This window comes from Nocardioides terrigena, assembly GCF_003047265.1.
Classification (GTDB): Bacteria; Actinomycetota; Actinomycetes; order Propionibacteriales; family Nocardioidaceae; genus Nocardioides; species Nocardioides terrigena.
Map to the genome: position 1 here is coordinate 359,004 of NZ_PZYY01000004.1, position 21,345 is coordinate 380,348.

20 protein-coding genes are annotated in these 21,345 nt (G+C 72.3%); 13 read left to right on the top strand and 7 right to left on the bottom strand.

Going from position 1 to position 21,345, the window contains the following annotated elements; all coding sequences use genetic code 11:
- The first annotated feature begins 8 nt into the window (after positions 1 to 8).
- Complete coding sequence (locus DAE25_RS10930; protein ID WP_107766217.1) at positions 9 to 1,316, top strand: M1 family metallopeptidase; 1,308 nt, start codon at positions 9 to 11, stop codon at positions 1,314 to 1,316.
- Here DAE25_RS10930 and DAE25_RS10935 read toward each other — a convergent pair.
- Positions 1,276 to 1,884, bottom strand: a complete 609-nt coding sequence (locus tag DAE25_RS10935; RefSeq protein WP_159083680.1) for a 4'-phosphopantetheinyl transferase family protein — start codon at positions 1,882 to 1,884, stop codon at positions 1,276 to 1,278. The two genes, DAE25_RS10930 and DAE25_RS10935, sit on opposite strands and share 41 nt — an antisense overlap.
- Before the next feature lie 106 nt (positions 1,885 to 1,990).
- Positions 1,991 to 3,112 carry a zinc metalloprotease gene (locus tag DAE25_RS10940; protein ID WP_159083681.1) on the bottom strand — a complete coding sequence of 374 codons (1,122 nt, stop codon included), beginning with the start codon at positions 3,110 to 3,112 and terminating at the stop codon, positions 1,991 to 1,993.
- A gap of 143 nt (positions 3,113 to 3,255) precedes the next feature.
- On the opposite strand from DAE25_RS10940, the gene DAE25_RS10945 reads away from it, so the two are divergent.
- The 4 genes from DAE25_RS10945 to DAE25_RS23875 all read left to right on the top strand — a co-directional run bounded on the left by DAE25_RS10945 (position 3,256) and on the right by DAE25_RS23875 (position 6,461).
- On the top strand, positions 3,256 to 3,765 hold the full coding sequence (locus tag DAE25_RS10945; protein WP_107766220.1) for a hypothetical protein: 510 nt from the start codon (positions 3,256 to 3,258) through the stop codon (positions 3,763 to 3,765).
- A gap of 43 nt (positions 3,766 to 3,808) precedes the next feature.
- Positions 3,809 to 4,285: a glutathione peroxidase gene (locus tag DAE25_RS10950; protein WP_107766221.1), complete on the top strand. Its 477-nt coding sequence runs from the start codon at positions 3,809 to 3,811 to the stop codon at positions 4,283 to 4,285.
- 75 nt (positions 4,286 to 4,360) lie between these two features.
- Positions 4,361 to 5,740: an NAD-dependent malic enzyme gene (locus tag DAE25_RS10955; RefSeq protein WP_107766222.1), complete on the top strand. Its 1,380-nt coding sequence runs from the start codon at positions 4,361 to 4,363 to the stop codon at positions 5,738 to 5,740.
- Between the two features lie 67 nt (positions 5,741 to 5,807).
- Positions 5,808 to 6,461: a DUF3824 domain-containing protein gene (locus DAE25_RS23875; RefSeq protein WP_107766223.1), complete on the top strand. Its 654-nt coding sequence runs from the start codon at positions 5,808 to 5,810 to the stop codon at positions 6,459 to 6,461.
- A 27-nt stretch (positions 6,462 to 6,488) separates the two neighbouring features.
- On the opposite strand, the gene DAE25_RS10965 is transcribed toward DAE25_RS23875, so the two are convergent.
- The gene (locus DAE25_RS10965) at positions 6,489 to 8,567 is read right to left on the bottom strand and encodes an MMPL family transporter (protein WP_107766224.1); all 2,079 of its coding nucleotides are present in this window, start codon (positions 8,565 to 8,567) and stop codon (positions 6,489 to 6,491) included.
- 74 nt (positions 8,568 to 8,641) lie between these two features.
- Between DAE25_RS10965 and DAE25_RS10970 the strand changes: the two genes are divergently transcribed.
- Positions 8,642 to 9,181 carry a MarR family winged helix-turn-helix transcriptional regulator gene (locus DAE25_RS10970; RefSeq protein WP_107766225.1) on the top strand — a complete coding sequence of 180 codons (540 nt, stop codon included), beginning with the start codon at positions 8,642 to 8,644 and terminating at the stop codon, positions 9,179 to 9,181.
- A 22-nt stretch (positions 9,182 to 9,203) separates the two neighbouring features.
- Entirely contained in the window at positions 9,204 to 10,742 is a 1,539-nt protein-coding gene (locus DAE25_RS10975) for a fused MFS/spermidine synthase (protein WP_234410976.1), read from the top strand.
- A 3-nt stretch (positions 10,743 to 10,745) separates the two neighbouring features.
- Here the strand turns inward: DAE25_RS10975 and ppgK are convergent, their stop codons facing one another.
- Together ppgK and DAE25_RS10985 are read right to left on the bottom strand one after the other, a co-directional pair.
- Positions 10,746 to 11,501, bottom strand: coding sequence for a polyphosphate--glucose phosphotransferase (ppgK, locus tag DAE25_RS10980; RefSeq protein WP_107766226.1), 756 nt, complete (start codon positions 11,499 to 11,501; stop codon positions 10,746 to 10,748).
- Positions 11,502 to 11,571: 70 nt separating this feature from the next.
- On the bottom strand, positions 11,572 to 12,159 hold the full coding sequence (locus DAE25_RS10985) for a dienelactone hydrolase family protein (RefSeq protein WP_107766227.1): 588 nt from the start codon (positions 12,157 to 12,159) through the stop codon (positions 11,572 to 11,574).
- Between the two features lie 76 nt (positions 12,160 to 12,235).
- On the opposite strand from DAE25_RS10985, the gene DAE25_RS10990 reads away from it, so the two are divergent.
- The 3 genes from DAE25_RS10990 (at position 12,236) to DAE25_RS11000 (ending at position 15,209) form a co-directional block, all read left to right on the top strand.
- Positions 12,236 to 13,024 carry a maleylpyruvate isomerase family mycothiol-dependent enzyme gene (locus DAE25_RS10990; RefSeq protein WP_107766228.1) on the top strand — a complete coding sequence of 263 codons (789 nt, stop codon included), beginning with the start codon at positions 12,236 to 12,238 and terminating at the stop codon, positions 13,022 to 13,024.
- Between the two features lie 104 nt (positions 13,025 to 13,128).
- Positions 13,129 to 14,568, top strand: a complete 1,440-nt coding sequence (locus DAE25_RS24130) for a fatty acid desaturase (protein ID WP_107766229.1) — start codon at positions 13,129 to 13,131, stop codon at positions 14,566 to 14,568.
- A 65-nt stretch (positions 14,569 to 14,633) separates the two neighbouring features.
- On the top strand, positions 14,634 to 15,209 hold the full coding sequence (locus DAE25_RS11000) for a TetR/AcrR family transcriptional regulator (protein ID WP_107766230.1): 576 nt from the start codon (positions 14,634 to 14,636) through the stop codon (positions 15,207 to 15,209).
- A 24-nt stretch (positions 15,210 to 15,233) separates the two neighbouring features.
- Here DAE25_RS11000 and DAE25_RS11005 read toward each other — a convergent pair whose 3' ends face one another.
- The gene (locus tag DAE25_RS11005) at positions 15,234 to 16,091 is read right to left on the bottom strand and encodes a GTP-binding protein LepA (RefSeq protein WP_107766231.1); all 858 of its coding nucleotides are present in this window, start codon (positions 16,089 to 16,091) and stop codon (positions 15,234 to 15,236) included.
- Positions 16,092 to 16,152: 61 nt separating this feature from the next.
- Between DAE25_RS11005 and DAE25_RS11010 the strand changes: the two genes are divergently transcribed.
- Together DAE25_RS11010 and DAE25_RS11015 are read left to right on the top strand one after the other, a co-directional pair.
- The gene (locus DAE25_RS11010; protein ID WP_199907537.1) at positions 16,153 to 17,538 is read left to right on the top strand and encodes an MFS transporter; all 1,386 of its coding nucleotides are present in this window, start codon (positions 16,153 to 16,155) and stop codon (positions 17,536 to 17,538) included.
- A 65-nt stretch (positions 17,539 to 17,603) separates the two neighbouring features.
- Positions 17,604 to 18,839 (top strand): M15 family metallopeptidase, encoded by a 1,236-nt coding sequence (locus DAE25_RS11015; protein WP_107766233.1) that lies wholly within the window; start codon positions 17,604 to 17,606, stop codon positions 18,837 to 18,839.
- Positions 18,840 to 18,862: 23 nt separating this feature from the next.
- Here DAE25_RS11015 and DAE25_RS11020 read toward each other — a convergent pair whose 3' ends face one another.
- Complete coding sequence (locus tag DAE25_RS11020; protein WP_199907538.1) at positions 18,863 to 20,179, bottom strand: MFS transporter; 1,317 nt, start codon at positions 20,177 to 20,179, stop codon at positions 18,863 to 18,865.
- 143 nt (positions 20,180 to 20,322) lie between these two features.
- On the opposite strand from DAE25_RS11020, the gene DAE25_RS11025 reads away from it, so the two are divergent.
- Positions 20,323 to 21,291 carry an NADPH:quinone oxidoreductase family protein gene (locus DAE25_RS11025; protein WP_107766235.1) on the top strand — a complete coding sequence of 323 codons (969 nt, stop codon included), beginning with the start codon at positions 20,323 to 20,325 and terminating at the stop codon, positions 21,289 to 21,291.
- The last annotated feature ends 54 nt before the right edge of the window (positions 21,292 to 21,345 follow it).

The following is a 21,345-nucleotide window of genomic DNA, read 5'->3' on the forward strand; positions in this document are numbered from 1 at the left end:
GCGCACGCATGAGGACCGGCGCCGATCCCTACGTGCCGGGGCACGGTGACCTCACCTACGACGTCACCCACTACGACCTCGAGCTGGCCTACTCCCTGGAGGGCAACCGCCTCGACGGCACCGCGCGGCTGGACTGCACGATCCGCGAGGACACCGACGAGCTGGCCCTCGACCTCCACGGCCTCGACGTCACCAAGGTGAGCGTGGACGGCTCCGCGGTGAAGTACCGCGACCGCACCGGGACGCTCACGGTCCGGCTCGGGGAGACGGTCGCCGCCGGCGAGTCCGTCACCGTCACCGTGCGCTACCACGGCCACCCGACCCCGGAGAAGACACGCCACCTCGGGGCTGCCGGCTGGGAGGAGCTCACCGACGGGGTGATCGTCGCGGGCCAGCCGCACGGCGCCCCCTCGTGGTTCCCCTGCAACGACCGGCCGTCCAACAAGGCCACCTACCGGATGAGCATCAGGGTGGCGGCGGGCTACCGCGTCGTCGCCAACGGGAGCCTGCTCAGCAACCGCCGCCGCTCGAGCACGGTCACGTGGGTCTACGAGCAGCTGCAGCCGATGGCCACCTACCTCGCGACCGTGCACATCGGCCGGTACGAGCTCCGCACCGCCGACGACGGGGAGGTGCCCATGCACGCGGTCCTGCCGCAGCGGCTCCTGTCGTCGTACGACGACGCCTTCGGTGAGCAGCGCGCCATGATCGACACCTTCTCCCGCCTCTTCGGGCCCTACCCCTTCCCGGCCTACACCGTCGTCGTGACCGACGACGACCTCGAGATCCCGCTGGAGGCACAGGGGCTCTCCGCCTTCGGTGCCAACTTCCTGACCTCCGACTGGGAGTCCGTGCGGCTGGTCGCGCACGAGCTCTCCCACCAGTGGTTCGGCAACAGCCTGACCCTCGGCAGCTGGCAGGACATCTGGCTGCACGAGGGGTTCGCCTGCTACGCCGAGTGGATCTGGTCGGAGGAGTCCGGGGGCCCGTCGGCCCAGCAGCGGGCCGAGGAGCACCACGACAAGCTCGCCGGTCTCGACCAGGACCTCGTGCTCGCCGACCCCGGGCCGGAGCTCATGTTCGACGACCGCGTCTACAAGCGCGGCGCGTTGACCCTGCACGCCCTGCGCCTCACCGTCGGCGACGACGCCTTCTTCGGCGTGCTGCGCGGCTGGACCGACAAGCACGCCCACGGCACGGTCAACACCGGGGCCTTCGTCGAGTTCGCCGAGTTGTCGACCGGACAGGACCTGGCCGAGCTCTTCGACGTCTGGCTCAACCGAGCGACCCTCCCGGACCTGCCTCCTGCGTCGTGACGTCGTGGGGGTGCACCGGCCCGCTCCCCGCCACTGCCGCGGTCAGGTCGGCGGCCAGCGTCACGTCCATCACCCAGTCCGGCCGCGGCACCGACACCGGCCACTCCACGACCACCGGTGACCCGGTCGAGTCGTCCAGGCGGATGGCCGACGGCTCCACGGCCAGGCCCCAGCCGGACGCCTTGAGCAGGGCCTCCTTGCGGACCCAGGCCGCCGCCGTCTCGCGCGAGGTCGCGGCCCGCTCCGCCGGGTGCAGCAGGACGTCCGCCACCTCCGCTGCGCCGAAGAGTGCGGTGGCCTCCACGTCCACGCCCACGGAGCCACACCCCGTCAGGGCCACGACGGTCGCCCCGGCGGTCCGGGCGATGCTCACCGCAGGGCGTCCGGGTCCAGGTCGGCCCCCGACGAGCGGTCGACCGTGCTCCGTGCTCGCGCAGCGCGGACACAGGCGCACCGTCCCGGCCTCGCCGATCTCCGGTCCGTAGCGACGCCGCAGCAGCGCGCGCAGCATCCGCTCGGCGACGTACGACGCGTCGTCGCGCACCCACGCCATCGACAGCCAGGTCACGCCCGAGTGTCCCGCACGTCGGTCCGGACGCCGGGCCGGACGCCACAGTGGCGGCGGACGACGCCGGGACCCGAGCATCCCGTGTCGTCCGCCGCCACCGCGGGGGTCAGTGGGCCGCGTGCTCCTCGACCAGGTCGACGACCTCGCGACCGGGCGAGACGACGCCGCCGGTGAGGACCGGACCGCCGGTCCGGGCCTGGAAGCGGCCGCGGTACTTGGTCAGGCAGCCCTTGGAGGCACCCAGCTTGCGGAGCCCGGCGAGGTCGCCGGCCTCGTAGCGGGAGTAGTAGCCGCCCACCGCGGGCGAGCGGTTGCCCGGGTGCATGACCTGGATGTCGTCGGCGAAGTGGTCGAGGCCGAACGCGTGACCGAGCTCGTGGATGAGCACCAGGCCCATGGTCTCGTGGCCCGGGTCGTCCATCGTCATGGGGTACTCCGCGCCGTACGCCATGTTCATGGTGACGCCGGGGGTCTTGATCCGCCAGGTCGGCTTCTTGCCCTTCTTGAACTGCGCGACCGGCGAGGGGCCGGTGCCGCCGACGCCGACCGCGCCGACGAGGCGGGGGTCGAGGTCCTGGTGCGACCACGCGATGACGAGGTCGGTGCCGCGCGGGTGGCGGTCGCCGCGGATGGGGACGGCGGTCGTGGTGCCGACGTACTTGCTCTTGAAGCCGGTCGCCCGCTCGAGCAGCTCCATCGCCTGCTGGGTGACCGGGACCGCGCCGGGGCCGCCGAGGCCGGGGTTGATGCGGTACTTCACGGTCTCGCACGGGTTCCAGCGGAAGGTGAGGCCGCGGTCTGAGAACGGGAGGTACGACGTGGTGGCGCCGCGCGGCGTCCACGGCACGGCGACGGAGAACTTCTTCGCCTTGAACGTCTTGGCCCGGAAGCTCTTCTTCCGCGGGACCAGCACGCGCAGCTTGTGTGCGCCGTACCAGTCGAAGGAGCCGGTGAAGCGGTACTTGCCCTTGCGCTTGGTGCGGGTCTTGTCGATCGTGTGCCAGCCGTCTGCCCACTTCACCTGGAGGGCGACCTTGCGCCGGGGCCCCGAGGCCTTGCCCTTGATGGCGTAGCCGGAGGTGCCGGCCGTCCAGGAGGTGGTGCCGTAGGACACCTTGCCCTGGGTGCGCTTGCCGGCGGCGGTGGCCGGCGAGGCGGCGAGACTGGTGAGGACCAGGGCGAGCACGGCGACGAGCGCCATGCCTCCCAGGCGAGATCGGTGCGTCATGGGTGTCCCCTCGTGGTGGTCGCGTCAGGTGCCTTGTGCCACCGGGGGACGGCCCGCAAACCCCCCTCGCCGATACTGGTCGACATGTCCGGACCAGCCGTCGCGACCGACGCCGTCCTCCCGCCGACCGCCGAGGCCGTGCCGTGGAGTGGCTGAAGGGGTTGCTCGCCGACCGGCGCCGCGCCAAGAACGTCGCCGTCCTCGCCTTCGTGGTGCTGATGGTCAACCTGCCGCTGGCCCTGGCCACGTGGACCAACCTCCGCGTCGAGAGCGCCGGCACCGACGTGACCGCCGAGGTCACGGCCGCCCGCAACCTCGGTACGCCGGAGGAGCCGCGCTGGTGGGTGAGCTACCGCTTCCCCGAGGACGTCGACCCCGAGCAGGGCACGTGGGCGGGCGAGGTCGACCGCGCCACCTGGACGGCCGCCGAGGAGAGCGGGTCGATCACCGTCCGCGTCCTCGAGGGCTCACCGTCGCGACACACGGTCTCCGGCGAGGTGCGCAGCTGGGTGGGGCTGTGGAGCACGCTGCTCTTCGACGCGATCCTGGTCGCCGTGCTCGTGCTGGTCTGGAGGGTCCGCGTGCTGGGTCGCAAGGACGCGGAGCCGGGACCGGGGCCAGAACCGGAGCCCGGACCCCGGCCCGAGGCGTGAGCACCCCACCCATCCGATCCACCCCCCACTCCGAAGGACGGGCATGACCTCCCTGGGCGACTTCAAGGCCACCGGCATCGACGGCACCGAGACCGACCTCGCGTCGTACGAGGGAAAGGTGGTGCTCGTCGTGAACACCGCCTCCCAGTGCGGCTTCACCCCCCAGTACAAGGGGCTGCAGGAGCTGCAGGACACGTACGGCGAGCGCGGCTTCACCGTCCTCGGCTTCCCGTGCGACCAGTTCGGCGGCCAGGAGCCCGGCACCGACGAGGAGATCTCGTCGTTCTGCGAGCGCAACTTCGGGGTCGACTTCCCGCTGTTCGCCAAGGTCGACGTCAACGGCGACGAGGCGCACCCGCTCTTCGCGTGGCTGCGCAAGGAGAAGTCGGGGCTGCTGGGCGGCAAGATCAAGTGGAACTTCACCAAGTTCCTCATCGGCCGCGACGGCGCCGTGATCGACCGCTTCGGCCCCACCACCAAGCCGGAGAAGATCACCTCCGACATCGAGCGGGTCCTCTGAGGCGTCGCACACACGCCTGTCTCACGCCACGTAGGTGACTTGCCCGTAACCTCCGCAGCGGGGGAGGGTCGTCCCATGGCCGCCACCGCTTCGTCGTACTCGATCACCATGCGGTTGCACACCGCGCCCGACCACGGCGTCGTGGGGACCGTCGCCACGACGATCGCCGAGGGCGGCGGGGTCGTCACCGCCATCGACGTCACCGAGTCGCGGCACGACCGCCTCGTCGTCGACGTCACCTGCTCGGCCTCCGACGAGGGCCACTCCAAGGAGCTCGTCGCCAAGGTCGAGGGCCTCGACGGCGTCGTGGTCCACAAGGTCAGCGACCGGACCTTCCTCCTGCACATCGGCGGCAAGATCTCGGTGGAGTCGAAGGTCCCGCTGCGCACCCGCGACGACCTCTCGATGGCCTACACGCCGGGCGTCGGGCGGGTCAGCATGGCGATCCACGACAACCCCGAGGACGTGCGCCGGCTCACCATCAAGGGCAACTCGGTCGCCGTGGTGACCGACGGGTCGGCCGTGCTCGGGCTCGGCAACATCGGTCCCGGCGCCGCCCTGCCGGTGATGGAGGGCAAGGCCGCGCTCTTCAAGCGCTTCGCCGACATCGACGCCTGGCCCATCTGCCTGGCCACCCAGGACACCGACGAGATCGTGCGCGCGGTCGAGATGATCGCCCCTGGCTTCGGTGGCATCAACCTCGAGGACATCGCTGCCCCGCGCTGCTTCGAGATCGAGCGCCGGTTGCGCGAGTCGCTCGACATCCCGGTCTTCCACGACGACCAGCACGGCACGGCCATCGTGGTGCTCGCGGCGCTCACCAACGCGCTGCGCTGCGTCAAGAAGTCGCTCGGTGACGTGCGCATCGTCGTCTCGGGCGCCGGTGCCGCCGGCACCGCGATCGTGACCCTCCTGCTCGCCGCCGGGGCGGGCGACGTCGTCGTCGTGGACCGCGAGGGCGCCCTCTCGGCCGACGACGCCACCCTGTCGCCCGCCCACCTCGAGCTCGCGGCGGCGACCAACCCGCGCCGCGCCACCGGCGGCCTCCACGACGTGCTCGTGGACGCCGACGTCTTCATCGGGGTGAGCGCGCCGGGCATCCTGGCGCCCGAGTGGATCGACGACATGGCCGACGACGCGATCGTCTTCGCGCTGGCCAATCCCGACCCCGAGGTCGACCCGGCCGAGGCCGGCAAGCGGGCGGCCGTGGTGGCCAGCGGCCGCTCCGACTACCCCAACCAGATCAACAACGTGCTGGCCTTCCCGGGCGTCTTCCGCGGTCTGCTGGACGCCCGCGCCGACCACGTCACCACCGACATGCTGCTGCGGGCGGCCGAGGCGATCGCCCTCGTCGTCACCGACGAGGAGCTCAACGCCTCCTTCATCATCCCCAGCGTCTTCCACCCCGACGTCGCCAAGAAGGTCGCCGCGGCGATCAGCCACCAGGAGTCCTGAGCGCCGACGTTCACTAGGCTTCACCTCGTGACGGCCGACCGGTCGTCGCACGAAGGGGGAGACGCAGATGAGCAACGACGGCACCAGCACGCCCGACGGACAGGACCCGTACGGCGGCCAGCAGCCACCGGCACCGGGACAGTCCCCGTACGGCCAGCCGGACTACGGCCAGCAGCCCGCGTACGGCCAGCCCGACTACGGGCAGCAGCCCGGCTACGGCCAGCCGGGGGCGTCGTACGGCGCACCGCCCGTCCCGGCGGAGCAGCCCGCGTCGATCCGCACCGCGGTGCTCCTGATGCGCGCCGGTGCCGTGCTCTCGCTGGTGAGCCTGCTGTCGACCTTCTTCCTGATCGACCAGATCCGGGACGAGGCCGAGCGGTCGCTGTCCGAGCAGGGCACCGAGCTCACGGGCACCACCCTCGACGCGGCTGTCGCGGTCGGTGTGGCGTTCGCGATCTTCTTCGGCCTGGTCGGGGCGGCGCTGTGGCTGTGGATGGCCTGGGCCAACGGTCGGGGTCGCAGCTGGGCGAGGATCGTCTCGTCGATCCTGTTCGGGCTCTCGGCCGCGTCCTTCCTCTTCTCCTTCACCCAGCCCCAGCCGCTGGTCAGCACGCTCCTGGGGCTGGCCAACCTCGTGCTCGGGGCCGTGATCGTCTTCCTGCTGTGGAAGCGGGAGTCGAGCGACTTCTACGCCGCGGTGTCGGGCCAGCGCCAACGCTGACCCGACCCCACGGGTCGGCGTCCCGGATCAGGCCCGGGGGGCCGGCCCGACCGAGCGCGGCCACCAGAAGCGGTCGCCGAGCGTGAGCGCGAGCGCCGGCACCAGCACGGTGCGGACCACCAGGGTGTCGAGCAGCACGCCGATGCAGATCACCGTGCCCAGCTGGGCGAGCACGACCAGCGGCAGCACGCCGAGCACGGCGAACACCGCCGCGAGCAGGATGCCCGCGCTGGTGATCACGCCGCCGGTCGCGGTGAGCGCCCGCAGCATGCCCTGACGGGAGCCGTGCACCGCCGCCTCCTCGCGAGCCCGGGTCACCAGGAAGATGTTGTAGTCGACGCCCAGCGCCACCAGGAACAGGAACGCCAGCAGCGGCACGCCGGAGTCGAGGGCCTCGAAGCCGAGCGGTCCGGTGAAGAGCCACCAGGCGACGCCCATGCTCGCGGCGTACGTCGCCAGCACGGTCGCGACGAGCAGCAGGGGCGCCACGACGGCCCGCAGCAGCAGGAACAGCGCGCCGAGGACGAGCAGCAGGATCAGCGGGAGGATCACCTGCCGGTCCCGCTGGGCGCTCTCGCCCTGGTCGATGAAGGTCGCCTCCGTGCCGGTGACGTGGGTGTCCTCGAAGGGGGCGACCTCGTCGCGGATGTCGGTGATCGTCGCCCGGGACTCGTCGGTGCCGGGCTCGGCGGTGAGCACGGCGTCGATCTGGGTGATGCCGTCGCCCTGCTGGGTGATCGCGGCGGTCCCGACGCCGTCCACGGACTCGACCGCGGCGAGCACCTCCTCGCCGTCGTCCCGGCTGAGCACCTGGGCCGGGTCGGAGACGCCGGCCGGGAAGGACTCCGCGAGGCGCTCGGAGGCGGAGATCGCCTCGGGCTCGACGAGGAACTGGTCGGCCTGGTCGAGGCCGGTGTCGATCCGGAAGACGCCGATCGACATGATCGCCAGGACCACCAGCGTGCCGGTGACGAACGCGGCCGGCCGCTTGGCGACGCGGGCGCCGACCTTGTGCCACAGCGAGTCGGTGTCGACCAGGGCCGGGTCCCCGACGTGCGGGACGCGCGGCCAGAAGACCCACCGGCCGAAGAGCACCAGGGCCGCGGGGAGCACGAGCAGGACGAAGGCCGCCGCGATCACCACGCCGATCGCACAGGCCAGGCCGAGACCGCGGGTGGTGGGCACCACCGACAGCAGCAGGGTGAGGAGGCCGAGGACGACGGTGGTGGAGCTGGAGAGCACGGCCTCGGCCGTACGCCGCACGGCGACGCTCATCGCGACGTACCGGGACTCGTGGGTCTTGAGCTCGTCGCGGTAGCGGGAGATGAGGAGCAGTGCGTAGTCGGTGCCTGCTCCGAACACGAGCACGGACAGGATCCCGACGGTGGACTCGTCCCACGCGACGTCGAGCACGGCCATCACCTGCGTCGCGGTCACGGCGGCGAGGCGGTCGGCGATGCCGACGACGGTGAGCGGGATGAGCCACAGGACCGGGCTGCGGTAGGTGATGAGCAGGAGCAGCGCCACCACGCCGGCGGTGACCAGCAGCAGGTTGGTGTCCGCGCCCTCGAAGACGGCGGCCAGGTCGGCCTCGACGGCGGCCGGGCCGGTGACCTGGCTGGTGACCCCGTCAGGCCGGTCGGCCTCGAGGGTGTCGCGGAGATCGGTGACCTGGTCGGAGTTGTCGGTGGCCGAGGTGGACTCGACGGGCACCACCGCGATCGCGGCGGTGCCGTCCTCGGCCACCGTCACGGGGCCGGTCGGTCCGGCGGGCACGGCACCGAGCGCCTCCGCCTGACGGCCGAGGTCGGCGATCGCCTCAGGGCTGAGCTCGCCGTCGTCGCTGGTCCAGAGCACCACCGCCACCGGGGCGTCCTCGTCGGGGAGTGCGTCGCGCAGCTCGGTGCCGAGCGTGCTGTCGTACCCCTCGGGCAGGTTGTCCAGGCTGGTGCGCTCGCGGCTGCCCTCGCCCATGCCCACGATGAGAGCCACGGCGATCAGCAGGGGGAGCAGGGCGACGAGCCACGCCGTACGACGGCGCAGCAGCGGCGAGATGCGCTGCTGGTCCTCGTCCGCGCGGTCGCGTGGAAGGGTGGAGGTGGACATGACGGGCTCCTGGCGGGGGCGGGTGTGGAATAATCGTTCAGTACCTTAGTCGCTAAGTAGGTGAAAGACCAAGCATGAACACGACGCCGGACCCCCGGGTCGGTGGTGCCGAGGCGCCCGCCGACGCTGCGCCCGCCACCGCGCCGGCGACCGCGTTCGCCGACGCGTGGGAGCAGACCGGCAGCCTCGAGGCGCTCCGCGAGTTCTCCGACGCGGCAGCCCGGATGCGTCCGATCGTGGCGAGGCAGGCCGGCCTCAGCGAGTCGGAGCTCGGCGCCCTCGAGCACCTCGTGCGAGGCCCGCTCGGCCCCGCGGAGCTGTCCCGGCTCCTCGAGGTGAGCACCGCCGCCGGCACCGGCATCGTCGACCGCCTGGCCAGCCACGGGCACGTCACCCGCGAGCCCCACGAGGGGGACCGGCGTCGCACGCAGGTCACGGTCACCCCGTCGGGACGCGAGGAGGTGCTCCGGCGGCTGATGCCGATGTTCATGTCACTGCAGCGGCTCGACGCGTCGTTCGACGCCGATGAGCGGGCGGTCGTCGAGCGCTACCTGCGGGGCGCCCTCGAGGCGTTCCGCGCGGTCACCGAGCCGCCTGCCGACCCGGCCCCGTGACCCCGCTTGTCATGATCGGCCCATGAGCGACGGCGACCCGGCACCCGACCCGACCGTCGCGCCCCCCGCCCCGCCCCCCGCCCCGTCCACGATGGGCGGCCCCGCCGCGGCGGCGCTCGTCTTCGGCTCCTCGGCCGCGGTCCTCGTCGTCGAGCTGGTGGCGCTGCGCCTGCTCGCGCCGTACCTCGGGCTCACCCTCGAGACCAACACCGTCGTCATCGGGGTCGCGCTCACCGCGATCGCCGTCGGGTCGTGGTGGGGCGGTCGGCTGGCCGACCTGGTGCCGGCCCGGCGCCTGATCGGGCCGCTGCTGCTCGTGTCCGGGGTGACGGTGGCCGCCACGCCGTTCCTCGTGCGGCTCGCGGCCGAGTCGGCCGACGGCTCGATGCTCCTGCTCGCGGCCGGGCTGACGCTCTTCGTGCCCGGCGCCCTGCTCTCGGCCGTCACCCCGGCGGTGACCAAGCTGCGGCTCTCCAGCATCGCCGAGACCGGCACGGTCGTCGGCCGGCTGTCGGGCATCGGCACCGCGGGCGCGGTGGTCGGCACCGTGGTCACCGGCTTCGTCCTCGTCTCCCGGGTCCCGGTGACCGGCATCATGGTCGGCCTCGGTCTGGCGCTGGTGGTCGCCGCCGTGGCGGTCGAGGCGCGGCTCCGGCTGGTGCGCGGGGCGGCTGGGGCCTCGCTCGTGCTGGTGGCGCTGGGCGGGCTCGGCGGGGCGGTCGGCCCGGGCGGCTGCGACGCCGAGACGACGTACCACTGCGTGGTGGTCGAGCAGGACCCCGAGCGGGAGTCCGGCCGGGTGCTGGTGCTCGACGGCCTGCGGCACTCGTACGTCGACCTCGACGACGCCACGCACCTCGAGTTCGCCTACGTGCAGGCCATCGCGTCGGCCGTGGACACGGCGCTCCCCGGGCAGGACGCCGTCGACGCCTACCACCTGGGCGCCGGGGCGCTGACCGTGCCGCGCTACCTCGACGCCGTCCGGCCGGGCTCGAGCAGCCTCGTCTCGGAGATCGACCGTGGTGTCGTGGACGCCGCCGTCACGCGCGTGGGCGTGGACCTGTCGCCGGACATCGAGGTGCGCGTCGAGGACGGTCGCCTCGGGCTCGGCCGGCTCGGGGACGACACCCGCGACCTGGTCGTGGGCGACGCCTTCGGCGGGGTCAGCGCGCCGTGGCACCTCGCCACCCGCGAGGCCGTCGCCGAGGTGGACCGGGTGCTGCGCGACGACGGGGTGTACGTCGCCAACCTGATCGACCACGGGTCGCTCGGCTTTGCGCGGGCCGAGCTGGCGACCCTCGCCTCGACCTTCGACCACGTGGCCCTGGCCGCCGACGCGGACACCGTCGGACGCACGGCGGCGGCGGGCGGCAACCTCGTGGCCCTCGCCTCGGACCGCCCGCTGGACACCGCGGCCTGGCAGGACCGGCTCGACGAGCGCGGCACCGACTGGCGGGTGATCACCGGTCGCGACCTGCGGGCGTGGGTGGACGGCGCCGTGGTGCTGACCGACGAGCTCGCCCCCGTCGACCAGCTGCTGACGCCCTATCCCGTGGCCTGATCCTCAGGCGCCGTGCGCGGCCCGGGTCGCGACCAGGGCGGCGCCGATGATGCCGGCCTTGTTGCGGAGCTTGGCCGGGACGATCTCGGTCTCGATGTCGATGAGGTGCCCGAACTTGTCGAAGCTCTTGCTGACCCCGCCGCCGACCACGATCAGCTCGGGGGAGAAGAGCCGCTCGACCGTCCGGTAGTAGGTCGTGAGGCGCTCGGCCCAGTCCTCCCAGGAGAGCTCCTCCTTCTCGCGGGCGCTGTTGGCCGCCCGGGACTCCGCGTCGTACCCCTCGATCTCGAGGTGCCCGAGCTCGGAGTTGGGCACGAGCACGTCGTCGTGGATGAGCGCCGAGCCGATGCCGGTGCCGAGGGTGGTGACGATGACCAGTCCGCTGCGGCCGCGCGCTGCGCCGTACTCGACCTCGGCCAGGCCGGCTGCGTCCGCGTCGTTGACGACGTGCACCTCGCGGCCCAACGCCTCGGTGAAGACGGCGTCGGCGTCGGTGCCGATCCAGGACGGGTCGATGTTGGCGGCCGAGGAGACCATGCCGTGGCGGACGACCGCGGGCACGGTGACGCCGACGGGCGAGGTCGAGGCGGGGAAGTGGTCGACGAGGTCGCGGAACACCTGCGCCACGGCCTCGGGGGTCGCCGGCTTGGGCGTGGAGATCTTGAAGCGCTCCCCGGCGAAGTCGCCGGCGTCGAGGTCGACCGGGGCTCCCTTGATGCCGGTGCCGCCGAAGTCGATGCCGAAGGGGTCGTTGCTCATGGGTCCACCCTGCCGCAGGGCGTCCCCGGCGACCAGTCGACCCCTGGTGCGACGGTCGGTGGCCGGGGCTTCAGCCGGCGACGAAGGCCAGCAGGCGGGCGTAGAACTCCTCGGCCGCCGTCGGGTCGTGCTCGGCGGGCAGGCCCGGCTCGTTGAAGAGGTGGCCGCCGCCGTCGTACCGGAAGAGCTCGGGCGTCGCCCCGGCCTTCTCGACGTCCGCGACGAACTCGGCGCGCACCTCGGGACCGTCGTCGAAGTCGTCGTGGGCGCCCATGTGCTCCTGGGTGGGCACGCCGGAGGGCCAGGGGGTCGTGCCGTCGCCGAGGTACTTCGTCGGCATGGCGCCGCCCATGGCCACGACGCCGCGGACGTCGTCGGGGCGCTGCGTCGCGACGTACATCGCCAGCGCGGCACCGGACGAGAAGCCGACGGCGACGAAGGGGCCCTCGACCACCCGGGAGCGCTCGAGAGCGGTGGCCTCGTTGGTCGCGCCGTCGGCGCGGGCCCGCTCGAGGGCCGGCTCGTAGGAGTCGAAGGTCGTGCCGTCGAGGACGTCGACCACCTCCACCCGGTGCCCGGCGGCGCGCAGGCGGTCGGCGGTGTCGGTGATCCCGGTGCGGACGCCGAGGACGGAGGGGAACAGCAGGATGTCGGTCATGGCGCCCACGCTAGGGGCCGGTGGGGACAGCGAAAACCACGAGCGGACGCGTCCCGTCCTCTGTCACCGTGGCGACATGACGAACTCGTCCGCACGACCCCGCCTCGGCGTCCCGCGCCACCTCGAGGGGCTGCGGGAGGCGATGGTCGCCCTCGTGCGGTACGCCGATCGCGCCGGGCTGCGCGCGCCCGTCCCGACCACGCCCGACTGGAGCGTCCGGCGGCTCGTCGCCCACCAGGGGATGGTGCACCGCTGGGCGGTCGCCACGATCCAGGGCCTGCCCGCGGACCCCGACGCCCTCGAGCAGGAGGGGATCGACGCAGCCGACCCGCTCGACTGGCTGGGTGACGGCGCGATCGACCTCGTCACCGCACTGGTCCGCGCGCCCGACGACCTCGTCGCGCCGGTGTTCCTCCACGACGCGCCTGCGCCGCGAGAGTTCTGGGCGCGACGGCAGTGCCACGAGACGACGATCCACGCCGTGGACGCGCTGGCGGCCCAGCTCGGTCGCCTCCCGCGGGCCGCGGACGCCGGCTGGATCGCCGAGGAGGTCGCCCTCGACGGCATCGACGAGCTGCTCACCGGCTTCGTCACCCGGCCGCGCTCCCGCTTGCGGTCGCCCGAGCCGCACCGCATCGTCGTGCTCCCCGAGGACGGAGGCGTGGCCTGGACCCTGGACGTGGGCCCGACGCCCGCGGTGACCACCCGCGTCGACCCCGCCGCGCGCCCCGACGGGGACTCGCTGCTCCGGGGCTCCGCCGTGGCGCTCTACCTGACCCTCTGGAACCGCAGCGACGAGGTCACGCCCTGCTCGGACGACGACTGGGACGACACCTGGCGGGACGCCGGCATCATCTGGGGGTGAGGGACAGGTTTACAAAAGGCACCCTCTTGTCAACGAGGTTTACAAACCCTATGGTCCTGTAAACCCCCGGAACGACGGCGTTCCCCTGACGGAAGGTGTTGGCCATGAGCCTCGAGCACTCGCTCAGTGGCACGGTCCCCTCGGGCTCCACCGACGGCTGGACCGACAAGAAGCGCTACCTGTGGCTGATCGGGCTGGTGGTGCCCAGCCTGGCGTTCCTCGGCATCGGCCTGCACCAGCTCACCGGGTGGGGGGTGTGGTTCTGGCTCGGCCCGATCGTCATCCTCGGCGTCGTCCCCGCCATCGACCTGGTCGTCGGGCTCGACCGCGCCAACCCGCCGGACGACGTCATCGAGGCGCTGGAGAACGACCGCTACTACCGCTGGATCACCTACCTCTTCCTGCCCATCCAGTACGCCGGGTTCGTCGGCGCGTTCTACCTGCTCGCGCACCCCGAGGTCATCGGCGGGATGGGCGTGCTCGACCAGGTCGGCATGGCCGTCTCGATCGGCTGCATCGGCGGGATCGGCATCAACACCGCCCACGAGCTCGGCCACAAGAAGGAGGCCAACGAGCGCTGGCTGTCCAAGATCGCGCTGGCCCAGGTCGCCTACGGCCACTTCTACATCGAGCACAACCGCGGCCACCACGTCCGCGTCGCCACCCCCGAGGACCCGGCGAGCAGCCGGCTGGGCGAGAGCTTCTACCGGTTCTGGCCGCGCACGGTCCTCGGCTCCCTGCGGTCCGCCTGGCGCCTGGAGAAGCGCCGCTACGCCCGCAGGAAGCAGCACCCCTTCCGCCTCGGCAACGACGTGCTCAACGCCTGGCTGATGACGGCGGTGCTGTGGGGCGGCCTGGTGGCCTGGCTGGGCCCCGGCGTCGCGCCGTACCTCGTCCTCCAGGCGGTGGTCGGCTTCTCGCTGCTCGAGGTCGTCAACTACATGGAGCACTACGGGATGCTGCGGCAGAAGGTCGGCGTGGGTGAACGCCGGCGCTACGAGCGGGTGCTGCCCAGCCACAGCTGGAACTCCAACAACATCGCCACCAACGTGCTGCTCTACCACCTCCAGCGGCACAGCGACCACCACGCCAACCCGACCCGGCGCTACCAGGCGCTGCGCGACTTCGAGGAGTCGCCGGTGCTGCCCACCGGCTACGCCGGGATGATCGTGCTGGCCATCGTCCCGCCCGTCTGGCGCCGGGTCATGGACCCCCGCGTGGTCGCGCACTTCGGCGGCGACGTGACCCGCGCCAACATCAGCCCGGGCCGGCGCGAGCGCTACCTCCGGAGGTACGGCGCCCTGTCGGTCGCCGTCGTCGACGAGCGGGAGGACGAGACGCCCGGCCTCGTCGAGGAAGTGCTGGCCGCCCGTTGCCCCGGTTGCTCCTACACCTACGAGGTCGCCGCCGGCGACGAGCACGAGGGCTTCGCCGCGGGCACTGCCTGGGCCGACGTCCCGGCCGACTGGACCTGCCCCGACTGCGGGGTCCGCGACAAGGCCGACTTCGTGCCGTGCGACCCGAGCCGGGCGGTGGCCCGATGAGGTGCGACCCACTGCTCGCCGACTGAGCGGAGCCGCCCCGCACGCGCCTGCCTAGACTCGGCGCCATGTCGACCCCTCGCGTGCCCACCCTGCGCGAACGGATCGTGACCGCCGCCGTCGTGATGACCACCGACGTGGGGTGGGCCAAGGTGACGATGGCCCGCCTCGCCGAGGCGGCCGGCGTCAGTCGGCAGACCGTCTACAACGAGATCGGGACCAAGGACGCGCTGGCCGAGGCGATGATCCTGGGCGAGCTCGACCGGTTCCTCACGGTGGTCGACGGGGCCTTCGAGCGGCACCCCGGTGACATCTCGGCGGCGATCGAGGCGGCGGCGTACGACGTGCTGGTCCTGGCCCAGGACAACGCCCTGCTCAAGGCGGTCGTGAGTGCCACGCACGGCGCCGACACCGAGCTGCTCCCGCTGCTGACCACCCACGCGGGGACCCTGCTCGCGACCGCCAAGACCGTCATCGAGGAGCGGGTGCAGGCCTTCGACCTCGACCTGGCGCCGCACCGGCTGGCGCCGGCGATCGACATGGTGGTCCGGGTGGTGCTGAGCCACATCATGCAGCCGTCGGGCTCGGCGGAGCAGACCGCCGCCGACCTCGCCTGGATGGCCCGGCAGGTGCTCGGCGGCTGAGCCCCAGCCGTCCGACGGTCGCGTTCAGGCCGTGCGGCGCTCGGCGGCCAGCGCGGCGGCGTCGCGGAAGGCCGCGAGGACGTAGGGCGGGACCCGCATCCCGTCGGCCTGCGCCCACAGCAGCTCGCGCTCGACGCGGGCGATCGTCTCGGTGAAGTCCTCGAGGTCGTCGGTGATCCCCAGGGTCTCCATCACGTCCCCGAAGTCGGCCCGCTGGGTCGCGTCGTTGGCGCCGACCGGGGCGAAGGACAGCTGGCGCAGGCGGCGTACGAGCCAGCGCTGCCAGGGCGCGAGCTGCTCGGCGAGCCCGATCGCCGACATCTTGTAGAACGCGTAGTGACCGGGCTCCTGGCGGCGGATCGGCGCCACGACGGTCTCCGCGACGGCCGTCTCGCCCATCTCGACGACGCCATCGTGTAGCAGGTTGTAGGCCAGCACCGCGGAGCGCTCCGTGGCCATGCCGGTGAGGTAGTAGAGCATCCGGGTGACGTCCTGGACCCGGTCGAGGTGGCCCAGCACGCCGAGCACCCGCAGCTTGGCGGAGACGGTGTCGAGGTCCGGCGTCGCGGGCGGACGGCCGAGCCGGATCTGCAGCTCGTCGAGGATCAGGCCGTGCTGGATCTCCTGCGGCTGCCACACGTCGGCGTAGAAGCGCCGGTCGACCTCCGGCGGGTCGGGCAGCATCGCGACCAGCTCGAGGACGTTGCGGTCGACCTCGAGCTCGACGCGCGCCATGTAGTCGAGGACGTGGCCGAAGCGCGCGGAGAGGGCGGCCGGGTCGTGGACGGTCCAGTCGACCGAGTCGAGCTCGATCGGCGGGTGCTCCTCGCCCAGCCGGTCGACGTGGGCGGCGAGCCGCAGCTCGGTCGAACGTGTCCTCACGACCCCGGATCCTAGGGCCGGAGCGACCCCTCCATGACCCCGTTGCCCTAGCCTGCTCGTCGTGGGCGCGGATCCGATCGGGTGGGGTACGCCGCGTGCGCGCGCCGTGATCGCGGCCGCCAGCCTCGGCTCGGGGATGACCTGGCTCGACGGCTCGGTGGTCAACGTCGCGCTGCGGACGATCGGGGAGGACCTCGACGCCTCGCTGGCGCAGCTGCAGTGGATCAACAACGGCTACCTGATGATGCTCGCCTCCCTGATCCTGATCGGCGGCTCGCTCGGTGACCGCTTCGGCCGGCGCCGGATGTTCGTGCTCGGCACGGTGCTCTTCGCCGCGGCCAGCCTGCTGTGCGGTCTCGCGCCCACCGCCGAGGTCCTCATCGCCGCGCGGATCCTGCAGGGCGTCGGCGGCGCGCTGCTCACGCCGGGCAGCCTGGCGATGATCCAGGGCTCGTTCGGGCCGAGGGACCGGGCGCGGGCGATCGGGGCCTGGTCCGGCCTCGGCGGGGTGGCGTCGGCGATCGGCCCCTTCGTGGGGGGCGTCCTGATCGACCACGCGAGCTGGCGGTGGATCTTCCTCATCAACCTCCCGCTCGCTGTCATCACCGTGGTGATCGCGATGCGCTCGGTGCCGGAGACGAAGGACCCCCACGCGCCGACCACCTTCGACTACACCGGGGCAGTGCTCGCCTCGCTCGCGCTGGCCGGGACGACGTACGCGCTGATCGAGTGGGGCGGGCGGGGCGCGCCCTGGGCCGCCGCGGCCGGCATCATCGCCGCCGTCGCCTTCGTGGCCCTGGAGCGGAGGGAGGAGTTCCCGATGATGCCGCCGGAGCTCTTCCGCGACCGCACCTTCAGCGCGAGCAACGCGATGACCTTCCTCGTCTACGCGGCCCTCGGCGCCGTGCTGTTCTTCCTCGTCCTCCAGCTCCAGACGGTCAGCGGGTACGGCGCACTCGGGGCCGGGGTCGCCACCTTGCCGATCACCGTGTGCATGCTCCTCCTCGCCGCACGAGGCGGTGCGCTGGGCGCCCGGATCGGGCCCCGGATCCCGATGACCGTGGGGCCGGTGGTGATGGCGGTCGGGACGCTGCTCCTCCTCGGGGTGGGTGACGACGTCGACTACTGGGTCGACGTTTTCCCCGGGCTGACCGTCTTCGGCCTTGGCCTCGCGCTGATGGTCGCCCCGCTCACCGCGACCGTGCTGGCCGCCGCCCCCGACGACAACGCCGGCATCGCCAGCGGGATCAACAACGCGATCGCCCGCGCCGGGTCGCTCATCGCTGTCGCCGCGTTCCCGGTCGCCCTCGGGCTCAGCGGTGACGCGTACGCCGACCCGGTCGCGCTGGACTCGGCGTACGGCTCGGCGATGATCGTCTGTGCCGCGCTCCTCGCCCTCGGCGGGCTCGTCTCGTGGCTGACCATCCCGGCGCGGATGCCGAGCTGACCGGCCAGCAAGCACCGACGCGTCGTGGATCCTGTGCCTACGCTGGGCTCCAGAGAGGGGGAGAGATGACGCGAGCACGACGCCTGCGCGCAATGGCGGTCGCCACGCTGTTCTCCCTCGCCCTGGCCACGGCGTGCAGCGACGACCCCGTCGGATCGGCGGGTGAGCCGGAGTCGTCGGCGACCTCAGTGCCCGAGCCCGTCGACGACGGCGGGTCTGACGACCGGGGCGACGGCTCCACCGCCAGCCCGGTCGCCGACCCGGAGCACGCCGTCGACCCGCCCGGGAAGCGCACCGGCACGCTGGTCGGGCCGGACCTGCGGATCTACTCCAAGGAGCCGCTCAGCGACGAGCTCGTGGAGCGCATCACCGGCAACCGGCGGGTGGACCGGGTCGAGCGGATCTCCCTGGGTGACTTCGGAGTGCAGAACGGTGTCATCACGGTCGCGGCGGTCGATCCGGCGACCTACCGCAACTACGCGGTGCGGGAGGCCGCCGAGCTGCAGGAGATCTGGGACCGGGTGGCCGGTGGCGAGCTGGCCATCGACAAGGCGCTCGGGCGTCGCCTCCAGGACGCCAACGGCTACCTCAAGCTCGGCAACGACAAGGACGCCGCCCGCGTCCACATCGGGGCGTTCGCCCCGCAGGTGCCCCAGGTCGACGCGGTGGTCAACGAGAAGTGGGGCCAGGAGCTCGGTATCGAGACCGGCAACGCCCTCCTCGTCTACACCGGCATCCATTCGCCTCGCGACGTGCGCAAAGACCTCGTCCGGCTCGTCGGCGACGACGCGTCGGTGACCATCCTCGGCCCCAACCTCGACCCCGGTGCCACGCAGACCGCCGTGCTCACCGGTGGCTCGGTCGCCGACGCGGTCGGCACGTTCCGCTACACCGTGCTCGGGGCTGGCCGCATCGCCCCGGAGCAGTCGTGGGTCGACGCCAACATTCGCACCGAGCCCGTCCCGATCCTCGGCTCGATGACCTGCCACCGGGTCGTCTTCCCGCAGCTGCGGGCGGCCCTGCTCGAGATCGAGCAGCGCGGTCTCGCCGACGAGATCAACGTTGAGGAGTACGCCGGGTGCTTCTACCCGCGCTTCATCGCCGGCTCCCAACAGCTCTCGCTGCACTCCTTCGGGATCGCCTTCGACATCAACGTGCCGGGCAACCAACGCGGGACCGTCGGCGAGATCGACCGGGACGTGGTGAGCATCTTCAAGCGGTGGGGCTTCGGATGGGGCGGCGACTGGGGCTACACCGACCCGATGCACTTCGAGATGAACGCGATCGTCGACCCGGAGTAGGGACCGCGGAGCGCCGCGCAGGCTCAGTCGCGCAACGGGTGCGCGATCTCGTCCGCGGGCAGCCGCGCCCAGAGGATCGCGACGACCGCCACCACGACCGGGACCAGCCCGGCGATGAAGAAGGTGTTGCGGAGCCCGATCGCGTCGGCGACGGGACCGGCCAGCGCCATGGACACCGGCATGAGGGAGACGCTGACGAAGAAGTCGAGCGAGGCGACCCGGCCGAGCAGGTGGGACGGCACCCGGCGCTGGAGCAGCGTCCCCCAGATGACCATGGGGAAGGAGAACATCGCCCCCATCACGAAGGAGGCAGCGATGACCACCCACACCGACTCCGCCAGTCCGATGACGACGAAGGGCAGCGCGCCCAGGCCCCACCCGAGGTTCATCACCGTGAGGTAGCGCCGTGGCATCGGGACCGAGGCCATCACCAGCGAGCCGAGCGCCCCGCCGATGCCGAAGGCGGCCAGGACGTAGGAGTGGTCGCTCGGTCCGCCACCGAGGCGGTCCTTGACGAGGAAGGCGATGAGCACCTCGAGCGGCCCCATCATCACCAGGATCATCAGGGAGGCGAAGAGCAGCGTGGCCAGCAGCCACGGCGTGCGCACCATGTAGACGAAGCCCTCGCGCATGTCGGCGAACGCCGCCCGCACCGGGTGACCCGCGTGCACAGCGTCGAGCTTGCGGCGTACGGGTGTGGACGGGACCTTGGTCAGGACGACGAGGGCGACCGCCGACGACACGGCGGCGACGGTGAACGCCGCCCCGGGCGAGGCAGCGGCGACGACGGCGCCGGCCACGGCCGGTCCGATGGCCTGCCCGATCGTCGGGCGGACCATGCCCTCGAAGCCGTTGACGGCCTGGAGGTCGGACTCGGGGATCAGTGCGGGCAGCCAGGCGGAGTAGGCCGGGTAGTAGAAGGCCATGCCCATCCCGGTCACGAAGGTGACGGACGCGAGCATCCACAGGGTGCTGGTGTCGGTGCTGGAGAGGAACGCGACCAGCGCCATGCCGACGAGCTCGACGAGCGCGACGGCGAGCAGGATGGTCTTCTGCGGGATCCGGTCGGCCACCACGCCCGCGAGCAGCGCGGGCACGAGCACGCCGACGGCGCTGGCGGTCATCACCGTGGAGAGCTGGGCGGGACCGCCGCCGAGGCGGATCACCTCCCAGATCAGCGCCACCAGCCACACGCCGCTGGCGAACGAGCTGGCCGCCAGGGCGAGGGCGAGCCAGCGGTAGGCGGGCGTGCGGAAGGGCGTGAGGGCGCGCGGCAGGCTCCGGCCGACCCCCTGGTCGCCGACCGTGTCCTGGAGCTGGTCGATCAGCGGGTCCGGCATGTCGCACATTCTGACGGGCGGCACCGACACCGGGCCACGCATTTGTTGCTCATCCGGCGATGCTCGGTGCTCACGTGCACTCGAGGTCAAGGTCCCGACGCCGCTCGACCACCGGGCCGCGCCCGGACGCTAGCCTCCTCGACATGCGCGCAGCCCAGGTCGTCACGCCCACCGGTCCGCTCGACGTCGTCGTCAACGACGTGCCCGAGCCCACCCCCGGACCCGACGACGTGCTGGTCGAGGTGCACAGCGTCGGTGTCTCCTTCCCCGACCTGCTGCTGAGCCGCGGGGAGTACCAGATGAAGCCCGAGCCGCCCTTCAACCTCGGCGTCGACTTCGCCGGCGAGGTGCTCGACCCGGGCAGCAGCGACCTCGTCGTGGGCCAGCGCGTCGCGGGCGTCGCCGGCTGGGGCAACGCGGCCGAGCGGGTGGCCTCGCCGAAGGCCTGGACCTTCCCGCTGCCCGACGTCTCGTCGTACGACGAGGGGGCGGCGCTGCCGATGAACTACCTCACCGCCCAGTTCGCGCTCAAGGACCGCGGCTCGATCAAGGAGGGCGACACCGTGCTGGTGCACGGGGCCGCCGGCGGCGTCGGGACCGCGACGATCCAGGTCGCGAAGGGGTACGGCGCCCGCACCATCGCCGTCGTCAGCACCGAGGAGAAGGCCGACGTGGCCCGTCGTGCCGGTGCCGACGAGGCCGTGCTGGTCGAGGGCTTCAAGGACCGGGTCAAGGAGCTCACCGGGGGCAGGGGCGTGGACATCGTGCTGGACGTGGTGGGCGGTGACCTCTTCACCGACTCGCTGCGCTGCCTGACCGAGCAGGGGCGGCTCCTCGTGGTCGGCTTCGCCGCCGGCCAGGGTATCCCGGAGGTCAAGGTCAACCGGCTGCTCCTCAACAACATCGACGTCCGTGGCGTCGGGTGGGGCGCCTACGCGATGACCCGCCAGGACTTCATGCAGCAGCAGTGGGCCGAGCTGGTGCCGATGATCGAGGGCGGCGTCGTGAAGCCGCCGGTCGGTGCGACGTACACCCTCGAGGACTTCGGTCGTGCGCTCGTCGACATGGACGAGCGGCGCACGCTCGGCAAGAGCGTCGTACGGGTGCGCTGACACAGGGTGCCGGCCCTGCCGGCTGACCACTGTGGGTGGTGCCGGTTAGGGTCG

Coding starts and splice junctions, on each gene's coding strand:
- DAE25_RS11015 (WP_107766233.1), top strand. CDS start 17,604: ATGACGCGAGCACGACGCCTGCGCGCAATGGCGGTCGCCACGCTGTTC.
- DAE25_RS10955 (WP_107766222.1), top strand. CDS start 4,361: ATGGCCGCCACCGCTTCGTCGTACTCGATCACCATGCGGTTGCACACC.
- DAE25_RS10985 (WP_107766227.1), bottom strand. CDS start 12,159: ATGACCGACATCCTGCTGTTCCCCTCCGTCCTCGGCGTCCGCACCGGG.
- DAE25_RS10965 (WP_107766224.1), bottom strand. CDS start 8,567: ATGTCCACCTCCACCCTTCCACGCGACCGCGCGGACGAGGACCAGCAG.
- DAE25_RS10950 (WP_107766221.1), top strand. CDS start 3,809: ATGACCTCCCTGGGCGACTTCAAGGCCACCGGCATCGACGGCACCGAG.
- DAE25_RS11000 (WP_107766230.1), top strand. CDS start 14,634: ATGTCGACCCCTCGCGTGCCCACCCTGCGCGAACGGATCGTGACCGCC.
- DAE25_RS11020 (WP_199907538.1), bottom strand. CDS start 20,179: ATGCCGGACCCGCTGATCGACCAGCTCCAGGACACGGTCGGCGACCAG.
- DAE25_RS23875 (WP_107766223.1), top strand. CDS start 5,808: ATGAGCAACGACGGCACCAGCACGCCCGACGGACAGGACCCGTACGGC.
- DAE25_RS11025 (WP_107766235.1), top strand. CDS start 20,323: ATGCGCGCAGCCCAGGTCGTCACGCCCACCGGTCCGCTCGACGTCGTC.
- DAE25_RS10975 (WP_234410976.1), top strand. CDS start 9,204: ATGAGCGACGGCGACCCGGCACCCGACCCGACCGTCGCGCCCCCCGCC.
- DAE25_RS10990 (WP_107766228.1), top strand. CDS start 12,236: ATGACGAACTCGTCCGCACGACCCCGCCTCGGCGTCCCGCGCCACCTC.
- DAE25_RS10970 (WP_107766225.1), top strand. CDS start 8,642: ATGAACACGACGCCGGACCCCCGGGTCGGTGGTGCCGAGGCGCCCGCC.
- DAE25_RS10940 (WP_159083681.1), bottom strand. CDS start 3,112: ATGACGCACCGATCTCGCCTGGGAGGCATGGCGCTCGTCGCCGTGCTC.
- DAE25_RS24130 (WP_107766229.1), top strand. CDS start 13,129: ATGAGCCTCGAGCACTCGCTCAGTGGCACGGTCCCCTCGGGCTCCACC.
- DAE25_RS10930 (WP_107766217.1), top strand. CDS start 9: ATGAGGACCGGCGCCGATCCCTACGTGCCGGGGCACGGTGACCTCACC.
- ppgK (WP_107766226.1), bottom strand. CDS start 11,501: ATGAGCAACGACCCCTTCGGCATCGACTTCGGCGGCACCGGCATCAAG.